The organism is Nonomuraea sp. NPDC046570 (assembly GCF_040645915.1).
Lineage (GTDB): Bacteria > Actinomycetota > Actinomycetes > Streptosporangiales > Streptosporangiaceae > Nonomuraea.
The window spans coordinates 388,746-409,704 of the sequence record NZ_JBEYZF010000004.1; the positions used below are offsets into that span (position 1 = coordinate 388,746).

Here is a 20,959-nt window from a genome sequence, read left to right on the forward strand (position 1 = left end):
TAGTGCTTCAAGAGGGCGTCAAGGCTCACGAGGAGGCGTCCACCGCCGGGCAGCTGGGCGTGTTCGCGGCATGTGCCGCACCTCCAGGGGGTGTGTTCACTCTTGCCCGATTAAGGCCCAGACCGTAATCTTTTGAGCGCGACCCGTTAACGCTCATGGGCGATTATGGTCGCGTCCGCTATCTCGAGCTGGAGGCATTCGTGACCGCGTTCGACGCGCAGAGGCTGATCGGAGACCTCACGGTAACGCTCGACATCGACGTGGTCGTCGGCGCCTACCCCGACCGTGACGGCCCACCGGGCACGCCCGAGTCGGTGCTCGGCACGCTGGCCGCGCACCGCGTCGAGGCGGCGGCAGTGGCCTCCATCCGGTCCGCGCTGTTCGACGTGACCTCCGGCAACGACGAGGTGCTCGCCCTGGCGGCCGCCCAGCCCTCGGTCGTCCCCGTCGGCACCGTCGACCTACGCGACCCCATCGGCGCGGTACCGGAGCTCGAGCGCCTGGCGGACGCGGGGGTGAAGGCCGTCCGCCTCTTCCCCGACGAACAAGGCGTCGAAGCCGGTTTCCCATCGGTACGGCACGTCGCCCGGCACGCGGCCCGCCTCGGCCTGCTCGTCCTCACCGGCGGCGACGTCCGCAGGTTCTGGCAGCCCTTCACCGGCCTCGAAGCCCGCGTCGTCTTCCTCGACACGCACTTCTACCACCTGGGCGACTTCCTCGTCGCGGCCCAGGACGAGCCGGGCTTCCACACCACCACCCGCCTGCTCAACTCACCCGACGCGCTGGAGACCGTCGCCTCGATCCTCGGCGCCGACCGCCTCCTGTACGGCTCCCGCACCCCGCTCTACGAACCGGTCGTCCCACTGCTGCGCCTGGCCACCGGCGGGCTCAAGCCGGACGAGGTGGCCGCCGTGGCCGGAGGGAACGCAAGGAGGCTGCTCGCATGATCATCGATGTGCACGCCCACTGGGGCCCGTGGTTCTTCACCATGGACGTGGCCGAGGTGAACCTGGCCACCATGGACCGCTACGGCATCGACGTGGCGATCGTGTCCGCCACCGAGGCCGTCATCTACGACGCCCCGGCGGGCAACCGGGCGCTGGCCGCGGTGCTGTCCGACCGCCTCTACGGCTACGTCACGATCAACCCGCGCCGCCTCGCCGAGGCCGAGCGGGACCTGCGCGAGTACCTGCCCACCGGCCGGTTCGTCGGCGTCAAGATCCACACCGACTACACGAAGTCGCCGCCCTCCTCCGCGCACCTGCGCGACGCGCTCGCCCTGGTCGCCGAGCACGGCGTGCCCGCCCTCGTGCACACCTGGGGCCCGTCCGTGCTGGAGCTCGCCGAGGCCTGCCGGGACACCCCCGGCCTGCGGGCGATCGCCGGGCACATGGGCGCCGACGGCCACCGGTACGCGATCGAGGCGGCGAACGGGTGCGACCGGCTCTACCTCGAACCCTGCTACTCGCACGCCCCGGCGGGCCGCATCGCCGAGGTGGCGGCGGCGGTGGATCCGCGCCGACTGCTCTTCGGCACCGACGCGACGCTCATCGACCCGTCCTCCGCCTTCGGCGCGATCGCCGCGGCGGACCTGGACGAGGACGTCGCCGACCTGGTCGCCTGGCGCAACGCGGCGGAACTCTTCCGCCTCCCCGTGACGAACTGACCATCACCCGGCATTCCCCGACGAGCCGCCCCCCACCGGCATTCCCTGAAGAGCCGCCCCCCATTGGCGCTTCGTGACGAGCCGGAACCTGGCTCGGCACCGCCTTCCTGGGCACCAACACCCAGGAGGGCCTGGGCCTGCCGCCGGTCACCCCCGCCGCCCGCCTGGCCGCCTTCGACCTGCGCACGCGCAAGCTGAAGTGGCAGCTCGAACCCCTGCCCGGCGTGCGCTACATCTCCGGCCTCGCGCACACCCCACTGGCCGTGTACGGCATGACCAACACGGGCGTCCTGTTCGAGTACGACCTCCGCGAGCGCGAGATCACCCGGACCCTCAAGGTGAGCGCCCTGGGCGGCGATGGCGGGCGACTGGTTCGGCGGCGAGCCCAAGCTGTCCCTGGACCCGTCCGGCCGGGCCCTGTTCACCATCCGCCGGCGCAACCTGGTCAGGATCGCGCTCAACCGCAGGCCCTGACGGTCAAACCGCCCGCGGGCGGCGGGGTAGGCGTCGCAGGCCCCGCGTGCGAGGATCAAACCCCCATTCTTGATCTGAAAGAGGGACGATGAAGCGATCCTTACTGGCGGCCGTCACCTGCCTGGCCCTGGTCTCCACCGCCGCCCCCGCCGACGCTTCCAGCCTCAAGGTCGTGTACGGCTGGGCCAAGAAGTCCGGGAACTCCGCCATGACCATCACGCCCGCCAAGGCGACGCTCGGCGAGATCGGCGAGAGCGGCCTGCCCGGCTGGACGCTCGGCAAGAAGCAGGGCGCTCCGCTCACCATCGCGTACACCGAGGGGCTGGACTTCCGCCAGATCAACAAGAAGTGCGGCAAGCGTTCGGCCGGATACCCGTACGACTCCTTCACCAAGAAGGGCTTCGGCAAGACCAAGTGCGACCCGATCGACCTCTACCGGCTGCTCAAGCGGGGCCGCCTCGCCGTGCGCGTGGTCTACGACGCGACCGCCCGTCCGGTCGCCGTCCGGGTGTACGAGCTCAACCTCCCCTGACCGCCATCGAGCGGACCATCGCCCGGCACGCCCAGACCTGACCCCAGGACGGCCGGGGGTCAGCGCTCCTGAACTGCCGTGATGACGGCCTCGACCGGCCGCCTGGCCTCGAGGGGCGGGCCGTACAGGTCGAAGGCGTGGGATTCGGGGATGCGGCCCTCGTCGGCGGCCACCCAGAGCATGCGCTGCACGTAGCCCTCCATCGGGGCGGTGAACGTCTGCTCCGCGAGCCGGTCGAGCCTCGCCGAGGCCTGGTCGAAGCGGCGCAGGTCGCTGCCGGCGAAGGCGCGCAGCACGTCCTTGGTCACCTCCACGGCCGCCGCCGCGATGCCCACCAGCGCCGCCTCGGCGCCCCACAGGAGCGACGGGCCGAACATCCGGTCCTCCCCCGTGATCGCCAGCTTCCCGGCCTGGCGGGTGATGGCGATCGTCTCCTGGCAGCCCATGGCGTCCGCCAGCAGCGCGGTCTTGAGCCCGGCCACCCCGGGATGATCCACGATCTTCCTGAGTACGGCGGGCGGGCACGGCATCGTGTACAGGTCGAAAGCGATCATCGGCAGCCCCGCCGCCTCCCAGACCGCCTCGTGCCCGGCCACCCGATCCCCCTCGGCGGGGAACACGAGCACCCCGTCGGCCCCCAGCTCGGCCGCCACCTGGGCCTCCTCGACCGCCGAGCCGCCCACTCCGGCGATCACGGGGACGCCGAGGGCGACCGCGCGCTCGATGACGGCGGCCCTGGTCTCCGGGGGCAGGAAGGGTCCTCTGCCGGTGTGGGCCAGGACGGCGAGGCCGTCGGCGCCGTCGGCCACCAGCCCGGCGAAGTAGCGGGAGAGCAGGTCGAGGTCCACCTCCCCGGTCGCCGTCATGGGGGTGGCGGGGGCCGCGATCAGGGTGCCGCGCAGCCTGTCACGCAGGCGGGCGGCTCGTGCGTCAAGTGCCATCGACCCAGATTAGGGGGTATCGTCCCGAAGCCACCCGACCGCCCGGGGCGCTCAAGCAGACGGCGGCGACGGTCACTTCAGGCCCGTCATCGCGATGCTGTTGACGAGGTAGCGCTGCAGCAGGAAGAACACGATCAGGCAGGGCACGACCGAGACGGCCGCGGAGGCCATCACCATGGCCAGCGGGTGCTCCTCGCCCTTCAGCGTGGTCAGGCCCACGGTCAGCGTCCGCATCTCGTCGCTCTGCGCCACGACCAGCGGCCACAGGAAGTCGTTCCAGTGCCACAGGAAGACGAACACGCCGAGGGTGGCCAGGATGGGCTTGGTCAGCGGCACCACGATCTGCAGGTAGATGCGCCACTCGGAGGCGCCGTCCACCTTGGCCGCCTCGAACAGCTCGTCGGGCAGGTCCTTGATGAACTGCCGCATCAGGAAGACCGCCTGGGAGTTGGCCAGTGTGGGGACGATCATCCCCCAGAAGGTGTCCAGGCCGTCCATGTCCGCCACCAGTACGAACAGCGGGATCAGGGTGGCCTGGAAGGGCACCATCATGGTGGCCAGGAACGCCCACATGAGCGCGTCCCTGCCGGGGAAGCGCTTCTTGGCGAAGGCGTACCCGGCCATGGAGGCGGTCAGCAGGATGATGACCACCGAGACGCCGGCGTAGATCAGCGAGTTGATCGTCCAGTCGAGGAACCCGGCCGCCGCCAGCGTCTGCGCGAAGTTGTCGAGCGTGAGCGAGTCCGGCCACTGCTGTGGGACGGTGGGCTTGCGCGGCGGGCTCATCGCCAGCACGAGCATCACCAGGAACGGGCTGACGGTCAGCAGCGAGACGACCCCGAGCAGCGCCGCGAGCGGCCACTGCCGCCCGGTACGGCGGCGCCTGCCGGACGGGTCGGCGGCCTTGGCGACCGTCCGGGTGGCGGTCAGCGTCATCGAAACTCCTGAAGCGTGGATACCCCTGCCTTCAGGCGGGGGAGGAATCGCGGCGGCGAGCCGCATGTCTTGGATCGAACACGCGCGCGCTGAATCGATCGTGCGTTAGAACATGAGGCGTGGCACAGTGCGTGAAGCGGGCATTCAAGTACCGCTTCTACCCGACCCCTGAGCAGGCTTGCGAGCTTGCCCGGACGTTCGGTTGCGTCCGCCTGGTTTACAACAGGGCGTTGGAGGAGCGCGCTCGCGCCTACAGGTTGGATGGCCGTCGTGTCTCCTACGTGCAGTCCTCGGCCGCGCTCACCGCGTGGAAACGTGGCGAGGAGCTCGCGTTCCTGAACGAGGTGTCGTCGGTCCCGCTGCAGCAGGCGCTGCGGCATCTGCAGGCGGCGTTCGCGAACTTCTTCGCCAAGCGCGCGAAGTATCCGACCTTCAAGTCCCGCAAGAAGTCGCGTGCTTCGGCGGAGTACACCCGCTCGGCGTTCAAGTACCGCGACGGCGAGCTCACTTTGGCGAAGATGGAGGGGCCGCTGGACATCGTGTGGTCGCGGGCGCTTCCCGAGGGGGCACAGCCGTCCACGGTGACGGTGTCGAGGGATACGGCGGGGCGCTGGTTCGTGTCCATCTTGTGCGAGGACTCGATCCGCCCGCTGGATCCGGTTGAGCGGGCGGTCGGGGTGGACGCGGGCATCACCGCGCTGGTCACGCTGTCGAGCGGGGAGAAGATCGTCAACCCTCGGCATGAGCGGGCAGGCCGGCGCAACCTGGCCAAGGCTCAGCGCGCGCTCGCCCGCAAAGAGAAAGGTTCGGCGAACCGGGTCAAGGCCCGGCTGAAGGTGGCCCGTGTGTACGCGCGGATCACCGATCGCCGACGTGATCATCTGCACAAGGTCAGTACCCGGCTCGTCCGTGAGAACCAAACGGTCGTGATCGAAGACCTCGCTGTGCGCAACATGGTGCAGAACCGCTGCCTGGCGCGCGCCATCTCGGACGCATCCTGGCGGGAACTGCGCGGCATGCTGGAGTACAAGACAGCCTGGTACGGGCGGGAGCTGATCGTGATCGACCGATGGTTCCCCTCCTCCAAGCTGTGCTCGGCCTGCGGGATCCCGCAGGACACGTTGCCGTTGAACGTCCGCTCGTGGCAGTGCGCCTGCGGCGCGGTCCACGACCGGGACGTGAACGCGGCCAAGAACATCCTCGCCGCTGGGCTGGCGGAGAGGCGAAACGCCTGCGGAGCTGGTGTAAGACCTCACACAGAGTCCTCTCTGGCGGGCGACCGGCGATGAAACAGGAAACTTCACGGGCGACCGTGGGAATCCCCCTCGTTCACGAGGGGGAGAATGTCAAGTTGAGCTCCGATCGAGCAGGCGGCGCTGGATCATCGAGACGATGAAGACGAGGACGAACAGCACGATGCCGATCGTCGCCGCGTAGCCCATGTTGAAGAACTTGAAGCCCTGGTCGTACAGCGCGTAGACGAGGTTGTAGCTGGCTCTGGACGGGCCGCCGCCGGTCATCACGTAGATCATGTCGAAGGTCTGGAAGGCCCCGATGGTCTCGATGACCAGGACGAAGAACAGGGCGGGGCGCAGCAGCGGCAGCACGATGCTCCGGAAGCGCTGCCAGGCGTTGGCGCCGTCCACCCGGGCGGCCTCCAGGTAGGAGGAGGGGATCGACTTCAGCCCGGCGAGCAGGATGAGCATCGAGTACCCGAAGCCCTTCCACACCTGGACGACGGCCAGGGAGGGCAGGACGAGCGCGGTGTCGTCGAGGAAGCCGACCGGCCCCAGGTCGAGCTTGGCGAGCAGCCCGTTCAGCAGGCCGTCGAAGTCGTAGATCCAGCGCCAGATGACGCCGGCGAACACGAAGCTCGTCACGTAGGGCAGGAACAGCATGCCCCGGAACAGGCCCTTCATGAAGATCACGGAGTTGAGCAGCAGCGCGGTGCCGAGGGCGACGAGCACGGTGAGCGGGACGTAGATCGCCACGTACACCACGGTGACGCGCAGGGCGCCCATGAAGATCGGATCCTGGAAGAGCCTGGCGTAGTTGTCCGCGCCGACGAAGCTCCACTCGCCGCTGATCTGGTAGTCCGTCAGGCTCAGGCCCGCCGCGCCCAGTGAGGGCACGAACCGGAAGATCGCGAAGAGCACGAGCATCGGCAGGACGAACAGCAGCCCCGTGACGGGGTCCCGCAACCGGTGTCGCACAGTTCAGCCTTTCAAGAGAGCGGGGAGGACGCGCGGGCGACCTCCCCAGAACATCATCCGGCGCTGTAATACCGGTCCAGACCGAAACCTAGCGACCTGGCCGACGAAGGGTCAATGCCTGATACATGACCGTAACGAGAGAGGGCCGGCGCCGAAATATGGGCCTGTACCGTAATCCCATGACCGATGCGCCGTCAACGCTTCGCGCGGTAGTCCAGCACCGCGGCGGCGACCAGGTCCACGTGCTCGTCGGTGTAGTTCTCGTTCCAGTCGATCACCACGAGCGTGTTCGCGACCAGGCGCTCGGCCTCGGGGCAGGCCAGCGTGGGCCCCTCCGCCCCCTCCAGCGGGTAGCGCGAGGTCCCGTAGATCGGGCCCTGCCAGATCGGCGCGTGGTTGAGCGTCTCGCGCAGGTAGCCCATGCGCGCCGGGATGCCCGCCGCGCTCAGGTGCGCCGCCAGCTCAGGCGCGTCGCCACCGGGCAGGACCAGCGGGAACAGCCACCAGGCGTGGCCCTCGGGGCGCGGCAGCCGTACCCCTTCGACGCCCTTCAGCGCCGCGAGCAGCCGTTCGGCGGTACGGCGGCGCGCGGCCACCACCCCGGCCAGCTTGGCGAGCTGGGCACGGGCCACCGCGGCGTGCAGGTCGGTCATCCGGTAGTTGAGGCCGAGGCTCTCGTGCGAACGCCCGATGGCCCGGTCCCAGCCCTTGTCGGCGAACAGCCGCATCCGGCGGGCCAGCACGTCGTCGTCGGTGATCACCACGCCGCCGTCGCCGCAGGTGATGTGCTTCCACTGCTGCAGGCTGAAGCAGCCCACCTCGCCTACCGTCCCGGCCAGGCGTCCGCCGGGCAGCTCGGTCAGCCACGCCTGGGCGCAGTCCTCGATGAGCGCGAGCCCGTGCCGGTCGGCCAGCTCGCGCAGCGCGTCCACCCGGGCGGGGGCGCCGAACAGGTGCACGGCCATGATCGCCCGGGTTCTCGGTCCGATCAGCCCGGCGACCGCGTCCGGGTCCAGATTGCCGTCGGCCGGGTCCACATCGGCGAAGACAGGAACCGCGTTCTGCGCCAAGATGGGGGCGACCGTCCCGAAGTCCGTGATCGGAGAAGTGATGATCTCGTCTCCGGGGTCCGGCGCGGCCGCGACGACCGACAGATGGAGTGCCGCGGTGCCGGAGCTGCACGTGATCGCGTGGCGGGAGCCGTACAGGTCGGCCATCTCGCGTTCGAGCGCGCGGGCCTCGGTGCCCCAGACCGAGCTCAGCATGCCCGAGCGGATCACCCGCTCGGCGGCGGCCACCTCCTCGTCACCGAGCGTGCGGCCTTCGGGTTCGGCCATGCCAGGGAATTTCATCGAGCACCTCACAAGGTAAGATTGCGGTCTTGACCGTAATAAGAGAGAAGGAGGCGTGGGTGGGAATCGTCATCGGTGTCGTCGGACCGCACGATCTGGTCGACGACGTCGCCGCCACCTGCGAGGAGCAGCCGGGGGTCAGCGCACTGCGCCTCGACTACGACCACGAGTCGCAGGCGCCGTCGATCGTGGAGGCGCACGCCACCGCCGTCGAGGGCTGGCTGTTCACCGGCATAGTGCCGTACATGCTGGCCCGTGACGCGGACGCGCTGACCCGCCCGGCCGCGTTCGTCGACTACTCCGGCGCGACACTGCTCAGCGCCCTGGTACGGCTCCAGCACCAGGGCCGCGACGTCACCCGCCTGTCCATCGACACGCTGTCCACCGCCGACGTGGTCGCCACCTTCACCGAGGCGGGCCTGCCCGCCGATGACGTGCGCACGCTCCCCTACCGCCCCGAGATGACCTCCGCCAAGGCGGTCTCCTTCCACCGCCGGGGCCCCACGCACACCGTGATCACCTGCCTGAGCTCGGTGCACGAGTCGCTGCGCGGCGAGATGCAGGTACTGCGCCTGGTGCCGTCGGTGCACTCGGTGCGGGTGGCGCTGCGCCAGCTCCTGCTGACCGCCGAGGGCCAGGCCCAGGAGGACGCGCAGATCGCGCTCGGGCTGGTCGAGGTGGAGAGCGAGGAGGGACTGCTGCGCGAGGCCACCGCGCTCGGCGGCACCGTCGCGGCCTTCCGCGGCGGCACGCACCTGCTGGTCACCACCCGCGGCCCGCTGTACGACGCGACCGGCGGCTTCTCCGGCCTGCCCATGCTGGCCCGTCTGGCCGGCCACAACCGGGTGGTGCGGGTCGGTTTCGGACTGGGCCGCAGCGCGGCCGAGGCGGAGAGCCTGGCCCGCCGCGCGCTGGCCAGGGCCCGCCGCATCGGGGACGTCGCCGCGGTGCTGTCGCTGCGCGCCGACACCGACATCGTGCTGGAGTCGGTGACCACGACGCCCGCGGGCGAGCAGAACCTGTCCGTCCTCGCCCGGCGGGTCGGGCTGTCGGTGCCGACGCTGCAGAAGCTGCTGGAGGCCCGCGACGTGGCCGGCGGCGAGCCGCTGACCACCCGGGAGATCGCCGAACGGCTCGCGGTCCAGCAGCGTACGGCCCGCCGCATGCTGCACCGCCTGGAGCTGGCCGGCCTGGCCGAGCGGACCGGCAACCTGACCAGCGGATCCAGCGGCCGGCCGCTGACCCTCTACCGCCTGACGCTGTAGCGGCGGCCTCAGCGCAACCAGCGCTCCACGCCCTCGGCGACGAAGTCGTCGTCGCGCAGCCACGGGTAGGCCGCCCAGACGCGGTCGATCTCGGCGAGCTGGCCGGGCGACAGCTCCTCCTCGGGGTCCAGGCACCAGCGCCCGGCGAGCAGGCCCTGGCGGCGCAGCACCTCGTGGATGCCGGGGATGCAGCCGTGGAAGCCGTGCGCGGAGTCGAAGATGGCGGCGTTGGCGTCGGTGAGGTGGCCGTCCAGGGTGAGCAGACGGCGGACCGCGGCGTCATCGCCGGCGCGCGCCCGCCGGGCCTCCTCCAGCAGGTCGACCGCCTTGCGCACCCACACCGCCCACTGGCCGAGCAGCCCGCCGACGAACTCCACCTCGATCTCCCGGCCGTCCACCACGACGCGGTGGCCGGTGATGAGGTCGGCCAGGATGTGGTCGTCGTTGCCGGTGTACAGCGCCACCTCGTCCTGGCGGCCCGAACGGCAGACGCCGTGCAGCACGTCCAGGGTCCGGTACCGGTCGAACGGCGCCACCTTGATGCCGGCCACCGCCTCGATCGCGGCCAGGCGGGTCCAGAAGTCGCGCGACAGCGTGCGCCCGCCGACGGCGGGCTGCAGGTAGAAGCCGATGACCGGCAGCACCTCGCCGACCGCGCGGGCCCGCTCGATCAGCCCGTCCTCGTCCAGGTCCCGGTGCGGGCTGAGCAGCACCATGTGGTAGCCGAGCGAGGCCGCCAGCTCCGCCTCGGCCACCGCCTGCGCGGTCGGGCCGGTCGCGCCGGCGACCAGCAGGACCTCCCGGTCGTACTCGTGGGCCGTCTCGGCGGCCAGCCCGAGCACCGGGGGCAGCAGGTCGGTGCCGTGGATGGCGAACTGCGTGGTGTGCACGCCCACCGCGAGGCCGCCGGCGCCCGCCTCCACGTAGTAGCGGGTCAGCGCCCGCTGGCGGCGCTCGTCCAGCCGCCGCTCGGCGGTGAGGGCCAGCGGATGGGCGGGAATGACCAGGCCGCGGCGGAACATGTCGCGCACCGACGTGTGCGTCTCAGGTGCTGTGCTCAGCACGTGACAACCCCTTTTGTCATGGAAATCACGGGACATCAAGCCGGTCAGAACTGCCCGTCACGGCGTTCGAACTTGGTGGGCTTGCCGAGCAGCGGCCCGCCGTCCGACACCCAGCGCGCGGTGTGCTCGATCAGCTCGGCGGGGGTGAGCTCCGGGTAGCCGAACAGGCGGTGGCACCTGGAGGCGTTGGACAGCAGCGCGGTCGGCGCCTCCTGGCCGGTGAACCTGGGCTCCCGGCCGAGCGCCGCGCCGAGGGCCTCGGCGGCCTGCCGTACCGAGATCAGCTCGGGTCCGGTCACGTTGAGCAGGTACGGCGGGGCGTCGGCCAGCAGCAGCGAGCGCAGCGTGACCTCGTTGGCGTAGCCCTGCCAGACCACGTTCACCTGACCGGTGGCCAGGTCGATCGGCTGGTCGGCGAGGATCTTCTGGGCCAGGTCGACCAGCACGCCGTAGCGCGTCTCGACGGCGTAGTTGAGCCGGATCAGCGCCATCGGCGTGCCGTGCGTCTCGGCGAAGTGCGACAGCACCCGCTCCCGGCCGAGGCAGCTCATCGCGTAGTCGCCGACCGGGCCGAGCGGGGAGTCCTCGGTGCTGCCGCCGCTGGTGACCGGGACCAGGGGGTACACGTTGCCGGTCGACAGCGCGGCGATCCTGCTGCCGCGGAAGCGGTCGGCGACCCGGCCGGGCAGGTAGGTGTTGGTGAACCAGGTGGCGTGCTCCCGCCCGCTGGTGCCGAACTTGGCGCCCACCAGGAAGACGACGTTGGCCGCGTCGGGCAGTGCGGCCAGCGCCCGCTCGTCGGCGACGTCGGCGGGGACGACCGTGGCGCCCTCGTCCCTGAGCGCGTCGGCGAGGCCCGGCTCGGAGAACCGGGAGACCGCGATCACCCGCCGCCTGCCCTGGGAGGCGTTGAGCGCCAGCCGTACCAGGCTCGGGCCGAGCTTGCCGCCCGCGCCGAGGATCAGGAGGTCGCCTTCCAGCTTGTCCAGATCGTCGACGAGCGCGGCGCTTGGCCTGGCCAGCCGCTCCTCGAGTTCCGCTACCGTCCGCACCCGACCTCCTCAGTCCAGCATTTACGGTCCAGACCGTAACTTTGACAGAAGGCTCCTGTCAATGGGAGCGAACGGTTTCGGGCGGGTCAGCCGGACGGGGTGACGGCCTCCCGGGCGCGGATCAGGACGTCCAGGACGGCCCTGGTCTGCTCCCACGGGACCGGGCTCGGCGCGCCCGCGACCATGGCGAGGAAGGCGTCGATGGTGCCCTCGTAGCCGAGGCCCTTCAGGGTGTCCGCGCCGCTCTCGATGACGATGTCGCGGGTGGCGTCGCGGGTGTGCAGGGTGACGGTGTACGCCTCCTCGTCCGACACGCCGATGATCTCCACGGTGCCGGTCACCCCGCTCCCCCAGCGCAGGGCCAGCACGCCGGTGTCCTCCGAGCGCAGCCCCCGGTGGTGCCTGATCGAGCCGGCCGCGCCGGCCAGCCGTACGTCGGGGCCGAGCAGCGCGACCAGCAGTTCCACGCCGTGCACGCCCATCGTGACCAGCGTGCCGCCGCCCTCGGCCGGGTCGTCCTGCCACGGGTTGTAGCCGGTGGCCCACAGGCCCACGTCGTGGCGGACCGTCGCCCGGACCGACAGCAGCCCCGACAGGTCGGCGTCCCGCTCCGCGAACGCGGGGGCGAACCTGAGCACCGAACTGGACAGGATCCTCGCGCCCGCGGGCGCGGCCAGCCTGCCCAGCTCGTCGAGCTGGGCGCGGGTGGCGGCGGCCGGCTTGTTCACGAAACACGGCACGTCCAGCTTCAGGACCGGCGCGAGCGCCGCGCAGACGCGCGGCGTCGGCACGGTGAGCACCACCCCGTCCGGCTCGGTGCCCAGGAGGGCCTCCAGGTCGGGCGCGACGAGCGCGCCGGGGTGCTCGGCGGTGAAGCGGGCCAGCCGCTCGGCATCCGGCTCCCAGACCGCCAGCTCGGCGTGGCGGGCGAGGGTACGGGCGTCGGTGAAGGGGTGGCTGGTGGCCAGACCGGCGAGTGCGATGCGCACGAGGACCTCCTGAGCGAACGGGGCCTCCGACCTTAGCGGCCCCGCCCGGAACACCCACCCCGAAGCTCCGGCCGCTGGGCTAGAGGGTGTCCACCTCCGCCCAGGCGCGCCCGCCCGACAGGGTGGGGTATCCGGGGCCCCGGTCGAAGAAGGCGGCCTCGCTCTCGGCGAGTGCGGCGCGGCGACCGGCCCGCAGCTCGGCCGTCGCCACCTCGTCCACCCTGGGCAGGTCCGCCCCGGTGACGACCCCCGCCTCGAAGACGACGCCATAGTCCTCCCGCGCCCCCGCCACCGACACCTTCCCGTCGCGCACGTCGGCCGCCACCACCGACGGCTCCCGGTCCAGCGGCGAGCCCCACCCGCCGCCGCCCGTGGTCCGGATGCGGATCACCTCCCCGGCCGTGACCGGGAAGTCGTCGACCAGCCCCGCCATCTCCCGGCCCGCCACCTCCACCTGGAACGGCCGCCCGGCCCGCCCGCCGTTGACGCCCCAGCACGACAGGATCGAACGGTCGGCGATCGACATGTACGACGCGTCGCGCAGCATCCGCACGTGCTTGTCGTAGCCGAGCCCGCCCCGGTACTCGCCGGGACCGCCCGAGTCGCAGGCCAGCGCGAGCCGCTCGACGCGGAACGGCCAGCGCGACTCGGCGAACTCCACCGGGATGTTGCGCGAGTCCGGCACCACGTGGATGGTGTCCTCCCCGTCGGCGTACCAGCGCCCGCCCGACCCGCCGCCGAGCACCTCCCGCATCAGGTACGGCACGCCGTCGGCGTCCTCGCCGTACACGCCGGTGTAGCGGATGGTCTCCTGGTCGGCGGGCATCCGGCCGCCCGTCGCCTTGGCCAGCACCCCGGCCAGCACGCCCAGCAGGCGCAGGATGACGAACGTCCTGGCGTTGGTCGGCGCGGGGAAGACCGGCGTCAGCAGCGTGCCCTTGTCCGGGAAGACCATCTTGATCAGCGGCACCACGCCCTCGTTCACGTCCAGCTCGGCCATCCGCTCGGGCGTGTCGGCGAGGTTGCGCAGGATGGGCGCGAGCCACTTCTTCAGGAACACGCCGCCGGCGTAGTCGCCCGCGTGGTTGATCGGGCCCTTGGCCTGCGCCGAGGTGCCGGTGAAGTCGATGGTCAGCGGGGCCTCGGCGGCGTGGTCGACGGTCAACGTGATCCGCTGGGTGTGCAGCCGCGGCTCGTCGACGCCGTCGTGCTCGGCGTAGTCCTCCCACACGTACACCCCCGCCGGGATCTTGGCGAGCAGCTCGCGGCGGAACATCTCGGTGGTCTTGCCGATGATGGCGTCGAAGCACGCCTCGACGGCGGCTCTGCCGTACCGGTCGAACAGCTCGCCGAGGCGGCGGGCGCCCATCAGGCAGGCCGAGCACTCGGCGTCCAGGTCTCCGGCCAGCGAGTCGGGCATCCGGGAGTTGCGGGTCATGATGCGCAGCGCGGCCTGGTTGGGCACGCCCCGATCCCACAGCCTGATCGGCGGGACCATCAGGCCCTCCTCGAACACGCTGCGCGCGTGCGAGGGCATCGAGCCGGGTACGGCGCCGCCGATGTCGTCGTGGTGGCCGAACGCCTGCACGAACGCGACCACCTCGCCCCGGTGGAAGACGGGCACGGTGACGCACAGGTCGGGCAGGTGGCCGATGCCGCCCTCGGACAGGTACACGTCGTTGTGGAAGAACACGTCGCCGGGGTTCATCTCGGCGATCGGGAAGTCGCGGACGATCGGCTGGACGAGCGCGCTGTAGGAGCGCCCGGTCAGCTTGCGCAGCCGGGCGTCGTGGATGCCGGCCCGGAAGTCGTGCGCGTCGCGGATCATCGGGGAGCGGGCGGTGCGCGCGATCGCGGTCTCGACCTCCTTCTCGACGGAGGCGAGCGTCCCTTCGACGATCTCGACGAGGATCGGGTCGGCCGTGTTCACCGGTTGTCTCCCTTGCGCACGATCAGGTTGCCGCGCCCGTCGGCCTCGGCGGTGAAGCCCGGGTGGACGGGCAGGGTGGAGCCGTACTCCTCGATCACGGCCGGGCCGGTGACCCGGTCGAGGTGGTACAGGTCGGCGCGGCGGTAGATGCGGGCCGGGTGGGCGCCGTCGTCGAAGTGCACGTCGCGTACGGTGAACGGCGGTTCACCGTCGTGGGGGCGGTGGGGGTGTTCGGGGATGGCCGGGCGGGTGATGGGCCCGATGCCGGACACGCGAAGGTTGACCCATTCGACGCCGTGGCGGGGGTCGTGGCGGTAGCCGTACCCGTAGAGCTTCTCGTGGGCCTCGTGGAAGGCGTCGACCACCCGGGCGGGCCATGACGCGTCCACCGGGCCCGCGGGGGCGGGGACGCGCACCTCGTAGGCCTGGCCGTAGTAGCGCAGGTCGGCGCTGCGGGTGTGGACGTCGCCGGTGAAGCCCTCGCGCTCCAGCGCCTCGGCGGCCTGGGCCTCCAGGTCGGCGTAGACGGCGGCCAGCGTGGCGGGGTCGGGGTCGCGGGTGACGTGGGTGCGCACGTAGTCGTTCTTGACGTCCACGGTGAGCAGGCCGAACGCCGAGACGTTGCCGGGCTCGGGCGGGACGATCACGGCGGGCAGGCCGAGGATGTCGATCAGGCGGCAGGCCAGCAGCGGGCCGGACCCGCCGAACGTGACCAGCGGGAAGTCCCGCACGTCCAGGCCGCGTTTGACGGTGATCTGGCGGATCGCGTTGCACTGGTTGAACGCGCTGATCTCCAGGATGCCGGCCGCGAGCCGTTCGGGGGTGAGGCCGAGCTTCCCGGCCAGCGCCCTGACGCCCTCGCGGGCGGCGTCCGCGTCGAGCGGGATCTCGCCGCCGAGCAGGTGCGGCGGGATGCGGCCGAGGAAGAGGTGCGCGTCGGTGACGGTCACCTCGGTGCCGCCCCGGCCGTAGCAGAGCGGGCCCGGGTCGGCGCCCGCGGATCTGGGGCCGACCTTCAGCGTGCCCTCGGGCGAGATCCAGGCGATCGAGCCGCCGCCCGCGCCGACGGTCTCGATGTCGATCATCGGGATCTTGCAGGGGTAGCGGCCGATGCTGCCCTCGGTGGTGAGCGAGGGCTCGCCGTCGACGACCACGGCCACGTCGGTGGAGGTGCCGCCGCCGTCCAGGGTGATCACCGACGGGTGGCCCGCCGTGTCCGCGATCAGCGCGGCGCCGAGCGCCCCGGCGGCGGGTCCCGACAGCACGGTGGTGATCGGCTGGTGGACGACCTCGGCGGCCGACAGGATGCCGCCGTTGGACTTCATCACCGAGAACGGGCGGCCGAGCCGGTCGGACAGGTTGGCGATGTAGCGCCGCATGGTGGGCTTGACCGCGGCGTCCACCAGGGTGGTCACCGAGCGCTCGTACTCGCGGTACTCGCGCAGCACGTCGCTGGACAGGGAGACGACCGCCTCGGGATGTTCGACGGCCAGCACCTCGCGCATCCGCCGCTCGTGAGCCGGGTCGGCGTAGGAGTGCAGGAAGCAGACGCCGATCGCGGTGACGCCCTGCTCCCTGAACCAGCGGGCCGCCTCGGCCGCCTGCTCCTCGTCGAAGGGCCGCACCTGCGCGCCCGTGTGGTCGAGCCGGCCGCCCACGGTCCTGACCCGGTGCACCGGGACGATCCGCGGCGGCTTGACCCAGAAGTAGGAGTTGCCGTAGCCGTCGGGCACGCTCTGCCTGGCGATCTCGAGAATGAACTCGAAGCCCTCGGTGGTGATGAAGCCCAGGTCCGCGATGCGGTCCTCGAGCAGCTGGTTCGTCGCCACGGTGGTGCCGTGGACGATGCCGGTGGCGGCCAGCTCGCCGAGCTCGGCGAGCTTGGCGATGCCGGTCATGAAGCCGTCGGCGGGGTTGGCAGGGGTCGAAGGGGTCTTGGTGGTGCGGATCTCACCGGTCCGCTCGTCCACCGCGACGACGTCGGTGAACGTCCCGCCGGTGTCGACTCCGATACGCATGGGTCCAGTGTCTACCGGCGGGGTCGCGAACGGGGACTAGCGAAACCTGCCGAACCGTCACCGATTCTTCGTCAGCGCGTTCACGGCCTGCGGCGGCGGCCGAAGACCTCGTCGATCACCTTGGGCGCGTGCGCGGGGCCGACATGCGCGGCCAGCCGTACGGCCAGCTCGTGCGCCCGGTGCAGTTCCACCTCGATCCGCGCCTTCCCCGACTGACCGGCCTGGATGCCGAAGTACGCGCCGATGATGGTGCCGATCACGCCGCACACCCCGGCGAACATCGTGGCGAACTCCTTGGTGGCGAAGACCGCGGCGCCGAAGGCGACCAGGATCACCACGATGCCGGTGAGCACGACGAAGAACCCGTACCTCCAGCGGGCGGCGTCGGCCTGGGCCGCGGTGAGGTCGTCGGCGCGCATCATCGTGTCCAGGGTGGACGGCTCGTCAGGGACCACTGGGTACCTCCTGCTACGTCTGGGGGAAATGTTTCAGGAGTAATCATCGCCAGTAAGCTGACAACCCGTGACCGAAATGTCTGCGCTGTCTGCCGTGCCGCTGGGCGCCCGCGATGCCGTCCTGAAGTTCTACTTCGGCCCGATGGACTGCGGCAAGTCCACGCTGGCACTCCAGATGAACTACAACCACGGTCGCCAGGGCCGGCGGGGACTGGTGCTGACCAAGCATGACAGGTCGGGCGGGCCGCAGGTCACCAGCAGGATAGGGCTCGGCCTGGAGGCGATCGAGGTCGTCGACGCGCTGGACCTGACCGAGCTGGTCCTCTCCCACGACCGGATCGACTACGTCATCTGCGACGAGGCGTGCTTCTACACCGTCGAGCAGATCGAGCAGCTGGCCGACCTGGTGGACGTGCACGGCGTGGACGTGTACGCGTTCGGGCTCGCCTCCGACTTCCGGTCGGTGATGTTCCCGGCGGCGCAGCGGCTGTTCGAGCTGGCCGACGAGGTGAGCCGGTTGCAGGTGGAGGTGCTGTGCTGGTGCGGGCGGCCGGGGCAGCTCAACGCCCGGGTGGTGGGCGAGGTGATGGCCCGCACGGGTGAGCAGGTGGTCATCGGCGACACCGACGCCTCTGCGGTCCGCTACCAGGTCCTGTGCCGCCGCCACCACCGCGCGGGCGACCTCGGCGCGGCCGAACTCGCCCACGCCACGCTCTGACGGCGCGGGGGGCGGCCCCCTTGAGGCGAAGCACCATCGGTTCCGCCGGCCCGACACTCATGGATCAGATAATCTGATTCTATGAAGGTGATGACTGCCACGGAAGCGTCCCGAAGCTTCGCGACGGTTCTCGATGAGGCCGAGCGCGGGGAGACGATCGTAGTAACTCGCGGTGGCAAGCAAATCGCCGTGATCGGCCCCGCGCCGACAGCGCCGGGACGTATGGTCAAGGCATTTCTGGCAGGTTGCGCGGGGACGTTGGACCCCGATTTCGAAGCTGACGTCGCCGCGGCCCGCGAGGCGATCGACAACGAGATGAGGGGCACGTGGCCCGACGCCTGATCCTTGACACCGGTGTGCTCATCGCCGCCGGGCGAGGCAAGGCCTCCGTGGACGCGGTGATAGGAGACGCCGATGATGTGGCGATCTCGGCGATCACTGTGGCCGAGTTGCTCGTCGGCGTGGAGCTGGCCGATGCGGCACGACGGCCCGATCGGCAGGCCTTCGTGGACCAAGTCCTCGCGTTGATCCCTGTCGAGGAGTACACGACGGACGTCGCCAGAGTCCACGCCCGTCTTATGGCGCATGTCCGACGGGAGGGCAAGTCGCGAGGCGCGTACGATCTGCTGATCGCGGCTACGGCCGCTGCCACCGCGAGAACAGTGATCACGATGGACGCGTCTGCCGCATTCGACGATCTCCCCGGTGTGCGCGCTCAGGTGGTTCCTCGCTGAATCCGCCGACCGAAGTCGATGTGCGGCAGGCGGGCATGCGACTCCTCGGCGAGCTCAGCGGCGAAGGCGTCCAGCGCGGCACGCGCCCGCGGATCGCACGCCCGCAGAGCCTCGGAGACGTCTTCGGGTTCGAAGGCCTCCAGGTACGGCACCAGCACCTCAGGTGGACGACCACTACCGGGCACCAGGCGGCCGGGACAACTGCCCCAGCGCCTCGGGCGGTTTGGACACCGGCTCCATGCTCTTGGTCACGAACTCGTTACCCCTCCTTCCCTGCCGACGGCCCGCCGGTGATCACGTAGCTCCGGCCTGGCACGGCCACTCGATCTCCCCGGCGTCAAGGTAGGCACCGGTGCCGTAGAGGGGAGCAGGGCTGGAGCCGGGGGCAGGGCCGGTGGCGGGGCTGGAGTCGAGATGGCACCAGACGACGCGGTGGAGAGTGCCCGGGAGAAGGTGGGTGCCCCAGCGACCGCTGGACAGGTCGTTCACGATGTGGAGTCCGCGTCCTGTCTGGGTGAGGTCGATCCGCTGCCGGGGAACGGGGAGCGAGACGGCGAACGGGGAGCCCGGGTCGGTCACGGTCAGTCGCAGAAAGGCTTGCCCGTCCGACAGGCCCACCTCGACCCAGTCCCGCCCGCACCCTGGATCATCGAAGCCAGGCCCGTTCACCGCATCGACATGCGTGACGGAATTCGTCACCAGCTCCGAGACGGCCAAGACCACGTCGGACAACGCCGGATGCTCGGCGCCCACCCAGGCGGTCACCGCCTTGCGAGCCCGATACGGCGCCTCCTTGTTGCGAATCAATCGGATTCTTCCGATTTCGGAACAACCCACTGAAGAACACAAATAAATCACCACCTTTTCACTTACGTCCGATATGCGACCCACGCATTCCACAGCACCCCTGTAATCAAGGGCGCGACGAGCGAGCATTGCACCCGTCAATTCCGTGGAACCTCTTCATAGATTGCCGTTCCGGGGATATTTTGAGGGCAGCCTTAGCAGGGCATTCATCCGACAGGTTGTCGGGAGACTGTGTGTCGGATGACCAGGCGATGCGGGATACGCCATTCGGAGGTGGACATGCCTGCGGCACGCGAACTTGATCCGAACTCGGGAAGAGCGGCGGCATTCGGAGCCGAGCTTCGCCGACTACGCCTGGCGGCGGGTCTGACCCAAGCCGAACTGGGACAACGGGTCGGATATTCACCAAGCCAGATCGGCTCCGTCGAAATCGGCAAGCGCCAACCGACAGAACAATTCATTACGGAATGCGAAAAAGCCATCGGCTCGGGCCTCCGGGATCTGTGGGCCTCGCTCTCCAAACACAGAGACGAATCACCTACCTGGTTCGGCCCATGGCTGGCGGAAGAAGACAAGGCGCGGGCGCTCAGAACATGGGAACCGCTGGTCGTCCCGGGATTGCTCCAGACCGAGGACTACGCGCGTGCGCTCCTGCGATGTGAACCTGGGACCCGTCACGATCAGGTAGAAGCCCTCGTCGCGGCGAGGCTCGCTCGACAGGAGATCCTTACCCGCACGAACCCACCCATGTATCTGGTGCTTCTGGATGCGGGTGTGCTCAGCCGACCCATCGGCGGGCAAGGGGTCATGAAAGAACAGTTGTCTCGCCTGCTGGAGGCCGCTGACACCCCCCACATCACCATCCAAGTCGCACCGCTGGGCGCCAATCCCGGCCTGGGCGGAGGCATCGTCATCGCACAGGCACCCGACGGAACCGCCACACCGTCTACCTGCAAACGGCAGCCGAACCGGTCGTATCGAGCAATCCGAACCTGCTCTCCACGGTTACCATGAAGTTGGACGCCATCAGGGCGGAATCCCTCCCACACAGCGCGTCGGTCGAGTTCATCCGGAAGAAGATGGTGGAGAAATGAATCCCACGGCCGAACTGAAATCCGCGACCTGGCGCAAGGCCAGCCGTTCAACCTCGGACGGCGGCAACTGCATCGAAGTAGCCCCGCTGTCGAACGGGCGGGTCGCCATCCGGGACACAGAATCCCCTGACCAGGCCCCCTACGTCGTACGACACGACGTCTGGACAGCATTCATCGACGGGGCCAAGAACGGCGAGTTCGATTTCTAACTTCCCAACCTGAAACGAAGACCGCCACTTCGGTCAGAGGCTCCGCAGGTCGCCACGATCTCAGTTACGGCAGCTGTAGATCGTTACTTGAGGCGGCTGATGTCGGCGGTCACGTGACCGATGCCGCTGTGATCTCGTTCCATCGCCGATGGCAGGCTGCGTCCCGGTGTTGATGGCGTCGTCGCCAGAGCGACCAGTGCAGGGCGTGTTCGGAATCGAGGTCCTGTCTGGGACGGGCCAAGATGAGGATGCGTAGGAGTTTCAGCAGTTCACGACAGCTCACCGGGACCAGATCGGCAGGGATGGGCGTGGTGTTGTGGTGGCGTTCGCTGCTGGCGATGACGGCCAGCAGCACGTAGAAGATCATGCTGATCAGGCACCAGCGATGCCAGGACCTCCAGGTGGTGACCTGGCCCTGATCCAGCCCGGTCAGGCCCTTGGCAGCCTGGAAGTCTTCCTCGATCCGCCACCGGCGGCACACCACATCGACCAGCACATGCAGCGGCACTC

At 70.0% G+C, this 20,959-nt stretch carries 21 protein-coding genes and 2 pseudogenes; 10 read left to right on the plus strand and 13 right to left on the minus strand.

What is annotated here, in order from left to right; translation table 11 throughout:
- Positions 1-200: 200 nt before the first annotated feature.
- From ABZ911_RS10055 to ABZ911_RS10065, 3 genes are all read left to right on the plus strand, one after another.
- Positions 201-947: a hypothetical protein gene (locus ABZ911_RS10055; RefSeq protein WP_358053979.1), complete on the plus strand. Its 747-nt coding sequence runs from the start codon at positions 201-203 to the stop codon at positions 945-947.
- Positions 944-1,666, plus strand: coding sequence for an amidohydrolase family protein (locus ABZ911_RS10060; RefSeq protein WP_358053981.1), 723 nt, complete (start codon positions 944-946; stop codon positions 1,664-1,666). Before ABZ911_RS10055 ends, ABZ911_RS10060 begins: the two co-directional genes overlap by 4 nt.
- Before the next feature lie 562 nt (positions 1,667-2,228).
- Entirely contained in the window at positions 2,229-2,672 is a 444-nt protein-coding gene (locus tag ABZ911_RS10065; RefSeq protein ID WP_358053983.1) for a hypothetical protein, read from the plus strand.
- 59 nt (positions 2,673-2,731) lie between these two features.
- On the opposite strand, the gene ABZ911_RS10070 is transcribed toward ABZ911_RS10065, so the two are convergent.
- Positions 2,732-3,613: a dihydrodipicolinate synthase family protein gene (locus tag ABZ911_RS10070; protein WP_358053985.1), complete on the minus strand. Its 882-nt coding sequence runs from the start codon at positions 3,611-3,613 to the stop codon at positions 2,732-2,734.
- Positions 3,614-3,685: 72 nt separating this feature from the next.
- Positions 3,686-4,549 carry a carbohydrate ABC transporter permease gene (locus ABZ911_RS10075; protein ID WP_358053987.1) on the minus strand — a complete coding sequence of 288 codons (864 nt, stop codon included), beginning with the start codon at positions 4,547-4,549 and terminating at the stop codon, positions 3,686-3,688.
- Between the two features lie 119 nt (positions 4,550-4,668).
- Between ABZ911_RS10075 and ABZ911_RS10080 the strand changes: the two are divergent.
- Positions 4,669-5,945, plus strand: a pseudogene (locus ABZ911_RS10080) (RNA-guided endonuclease TnpB family protein).
- Here ABZ911_RS10080 and ABZ911_RS10085 read toward each other — a convergent pair.
- Positions 5,896-6,762, minus strand: coding sequence for a sugar ABC transporter permease (locus ABZ911_RS10085; protein ID WP_358053989.1), 867 nt, complete (start codon positions 6,760-6,762; stop codon positions 5,896-5,898). The pseudogene ABZ911_RS10080 and the gene ABZ911_RS10085 overlap by 50 nt on opposite strands.
- 194 nt (positions 6,763-6,956) lie before the next feature.
- The gene (locus ABZ911_RS10090) at positions 6,957-8,099 is read right to left on the minus strand and encodes a DegT/DnrJ/EryC1/StrS family aminotransferase (protein WP_358053991.1); all 1,143 of its coding nucleotides are present in this window, start codon (positions 8,097-8,099) and stop codon (positions 6,957-6,959) included.
- A 74-nt stretch (positions 8,100-8,173) separates the two neighbouring features.
- On the opposite strand from ABZ911_RS10090, the gene ABZ911_RS10095 reads away from it, so the two are divergent.
- Complete coding sequence (locus ABZ911_RS10095; RefSeq protein ID WP_358053993.1) at positions 8,174-9,379, plus strand: hypothetical protein; 1,206 nt, start codon at positions 8,174-8,176, stop codon at positions 9,377-9,379.
- 8 nt (positions 9,380-9,387) lie between these two features.
- On the opposite strand, the gene ABZ911_RS10100 is transcribed toward ABZ911_RS10095, so the two are convergent.
- The 6 genes from ABZ911_RS10100 to ABZ911_RS10125 form a co-directional block, all read right to left on the minus strand.
- On the minus strand, positions 9,388-10,443 hold the full coding sequence (locus ABZ911_RS10100; protein ID WP_358053995.1) for a dihydrodipicolinate synthase family protein: 1,056 nt from the start codon (positions 10,441-10,443) through the stop codon (positions 9,388-9,390).
- Positions 10,444-10,487: 44 nt separating this feature from the next.
- Entirely contained in the window at positions 10,488-11,495 is a 1,008-nt protein-coding gene (locus ABZ911_RS10105) for an NAD-dependent epimerase/dehydratase family protein (RefSeq protein WP_358053996.1), read from the minus strand.
- 86 nt (positions 11,496-11,581) lie between these two features.
- Positions 11,582-12,484, minus strand: coding sequence for a Gfo/Idh/MocA family oxidoreductase (locus ABZ911_RS10110; RefSeq protein ID WP_358053998.1), 903 nt, complete (start codon positions 12,482-12,484; stop codon positions 11,582-11,584).
- Positions 12,485-12,563: 79 nt separating this feature from the next.
- Positions 12,564-14,414 carry a hydantoinase B/oxoprolinase family protein gene (locus ABZ911_RS10115; RefSeq protein ID WP_358054000.1) on the minus strand — a complete coding sequence of 617 codons (1,851 nt, stop codon included), beginning with the start codon at positions 14,412-14,414 and terminating at the stop codon, positions 12,564-12,566.
- The gene (locus tag ABZ911_RS10120) at positions 14,411-16,432 is read right to left on the minus strand and encodes a hydantoinase/oxoprolinase family protein (protein ID WP_358054002.1); all 2,022 of its coding nucleotides are present in this window, start codon (positions 16,430-16,432) and stop codon (positions 14,411-14,413) included. Before ABZ911_RS10120 ends, ABZ911_RS10115 begins: the two co-directional genes overlap by 4 nt.
- Before the next feature lie 80 nt (positions 16,433-16,512).
- On the minus strand, positions 16,513-16,887 hold the full coding sequence (locus tag ABZ911_RS10125; RefSeq protein ID WP_358054003.1) for a hypothetical protein: 375 nt from the start codon (positions 16,885-16,887) through the stop codon (positions 16,513-16,515).
- Positions 16,888-16,963: 76 nt separating this feature from the next.
- Between ABZ911_RS10125 and ABZ911_RS10130 the strand changes: the two genes are divergently transcribed.
- The 3 genes from ABZ911_RS10130 (at position 16,964) to ABZ911_RS10140 (ending at position 18,339) form a co-directional block, all read left to right on the plus strand.
- Positions 16,964-17,605 (plus strand): thymidine kinase, encoded by a 642-nt coding sequence (locus tag ABZ911_RS10130; RefSeq protein ID WP_358054029.1) that lies wholly within the window; start codon positions 16,964-16,966, stop codon positions 17,603-17,605.
- 81 nt (positions 17,606-17,686) lie between these two features.
- Positions 17,687-17,947 (plus strand): type II toxin-antitoxin system prevent-host-death family antitoxin, encoded by a 261-nt coding sequence (locus ABZ911_RS10135; protein WP_358054005.1) that lies wholly within the window; start codon positions 17,687-17,689, stop codon positions 17,945-17,947.
- Positions 17,932-18,339, plus strand: coding sequence for a PIN domain-containing protein (locus tag ABZ911_RS10140; RefSeq protein WP_358054007.1), 408 nt, complete (start codon positions 17,932-17,934; stop codon positions 18,337-18,339). The genes ABZ911_RS10135 and ABZ911_RS10140 overlap by 16 nt, the downstream gene beginning before the upstream one ends.
- Here ABZ911_RS10140 and ABZ911_RS10145 read toward each other — a convergent pair.
- A complete protein-coding gene (locus ABZ911_RS10145; RefSeq protein ID WP_358054009.1) occupies positions 18,321-18,491 on the minus strand; it encodes a hypothetical protein in 171 nt (56 codons plus the stop codon). The two genes, ABZ911_RS10140 and ABZ911_RS10145, sit on opposite strands and share 19 nt — an antisense overlap.
- A gap of 142 nt (positions 18,492-18,633) precedes the next feature.
- A complete protein-coding gene (locus ABZ911_RS10150; RefSeq protein WP_358054011.1) occupies positions 18,634-19,146 on the minus strand; it encodes an ATP-binding protein in 513 nt (170 codons plus the stop codon).
- A 279-nt stretch (positions 19,147-19,425) separates the two neighbouring features.
- On the opposite strand from ABZ911_RS10150, the gene ABZ911_RS10155 reads away from it, so the two are divergent.
- Both ABZ911_RS10155 and ABZ911_RS10160 read left to right on the plus strand, forming a co-directional pair.
- Entirely contained in the window at positions 19,426-20,160 is a 735-nt protein-coding gene (locus ABZ911_RS10155; protein ID WP_358054013.1) for a helix-turn-helix transcriptional regulator, read from the plus strand.
- Between the two features lie 76 nt (positions 20,161-20,236).
- Complete coding sequence (locus tag ABZ911_RS10160; RefSeq protein WP_358054015.1) at positions 20,237-20,449, plus strand: DUF397 domain-containing protein; 213 nt, start codon at positions 20,237-20,239, stop codon at positions 20,447-20,449.
- Positions 20,450-20,558: 109 nt separating this feature from the next.
- On the opposite strand, the pseudogene ABZ911_RS10165 reads toward ABZ911_RS10160, so the two are convergent.
- Positions 20,559-20,959, minus strand: a pseudogene (locus ABZ911_RS10165) (hypothetical protein); the annotation flags it as partial.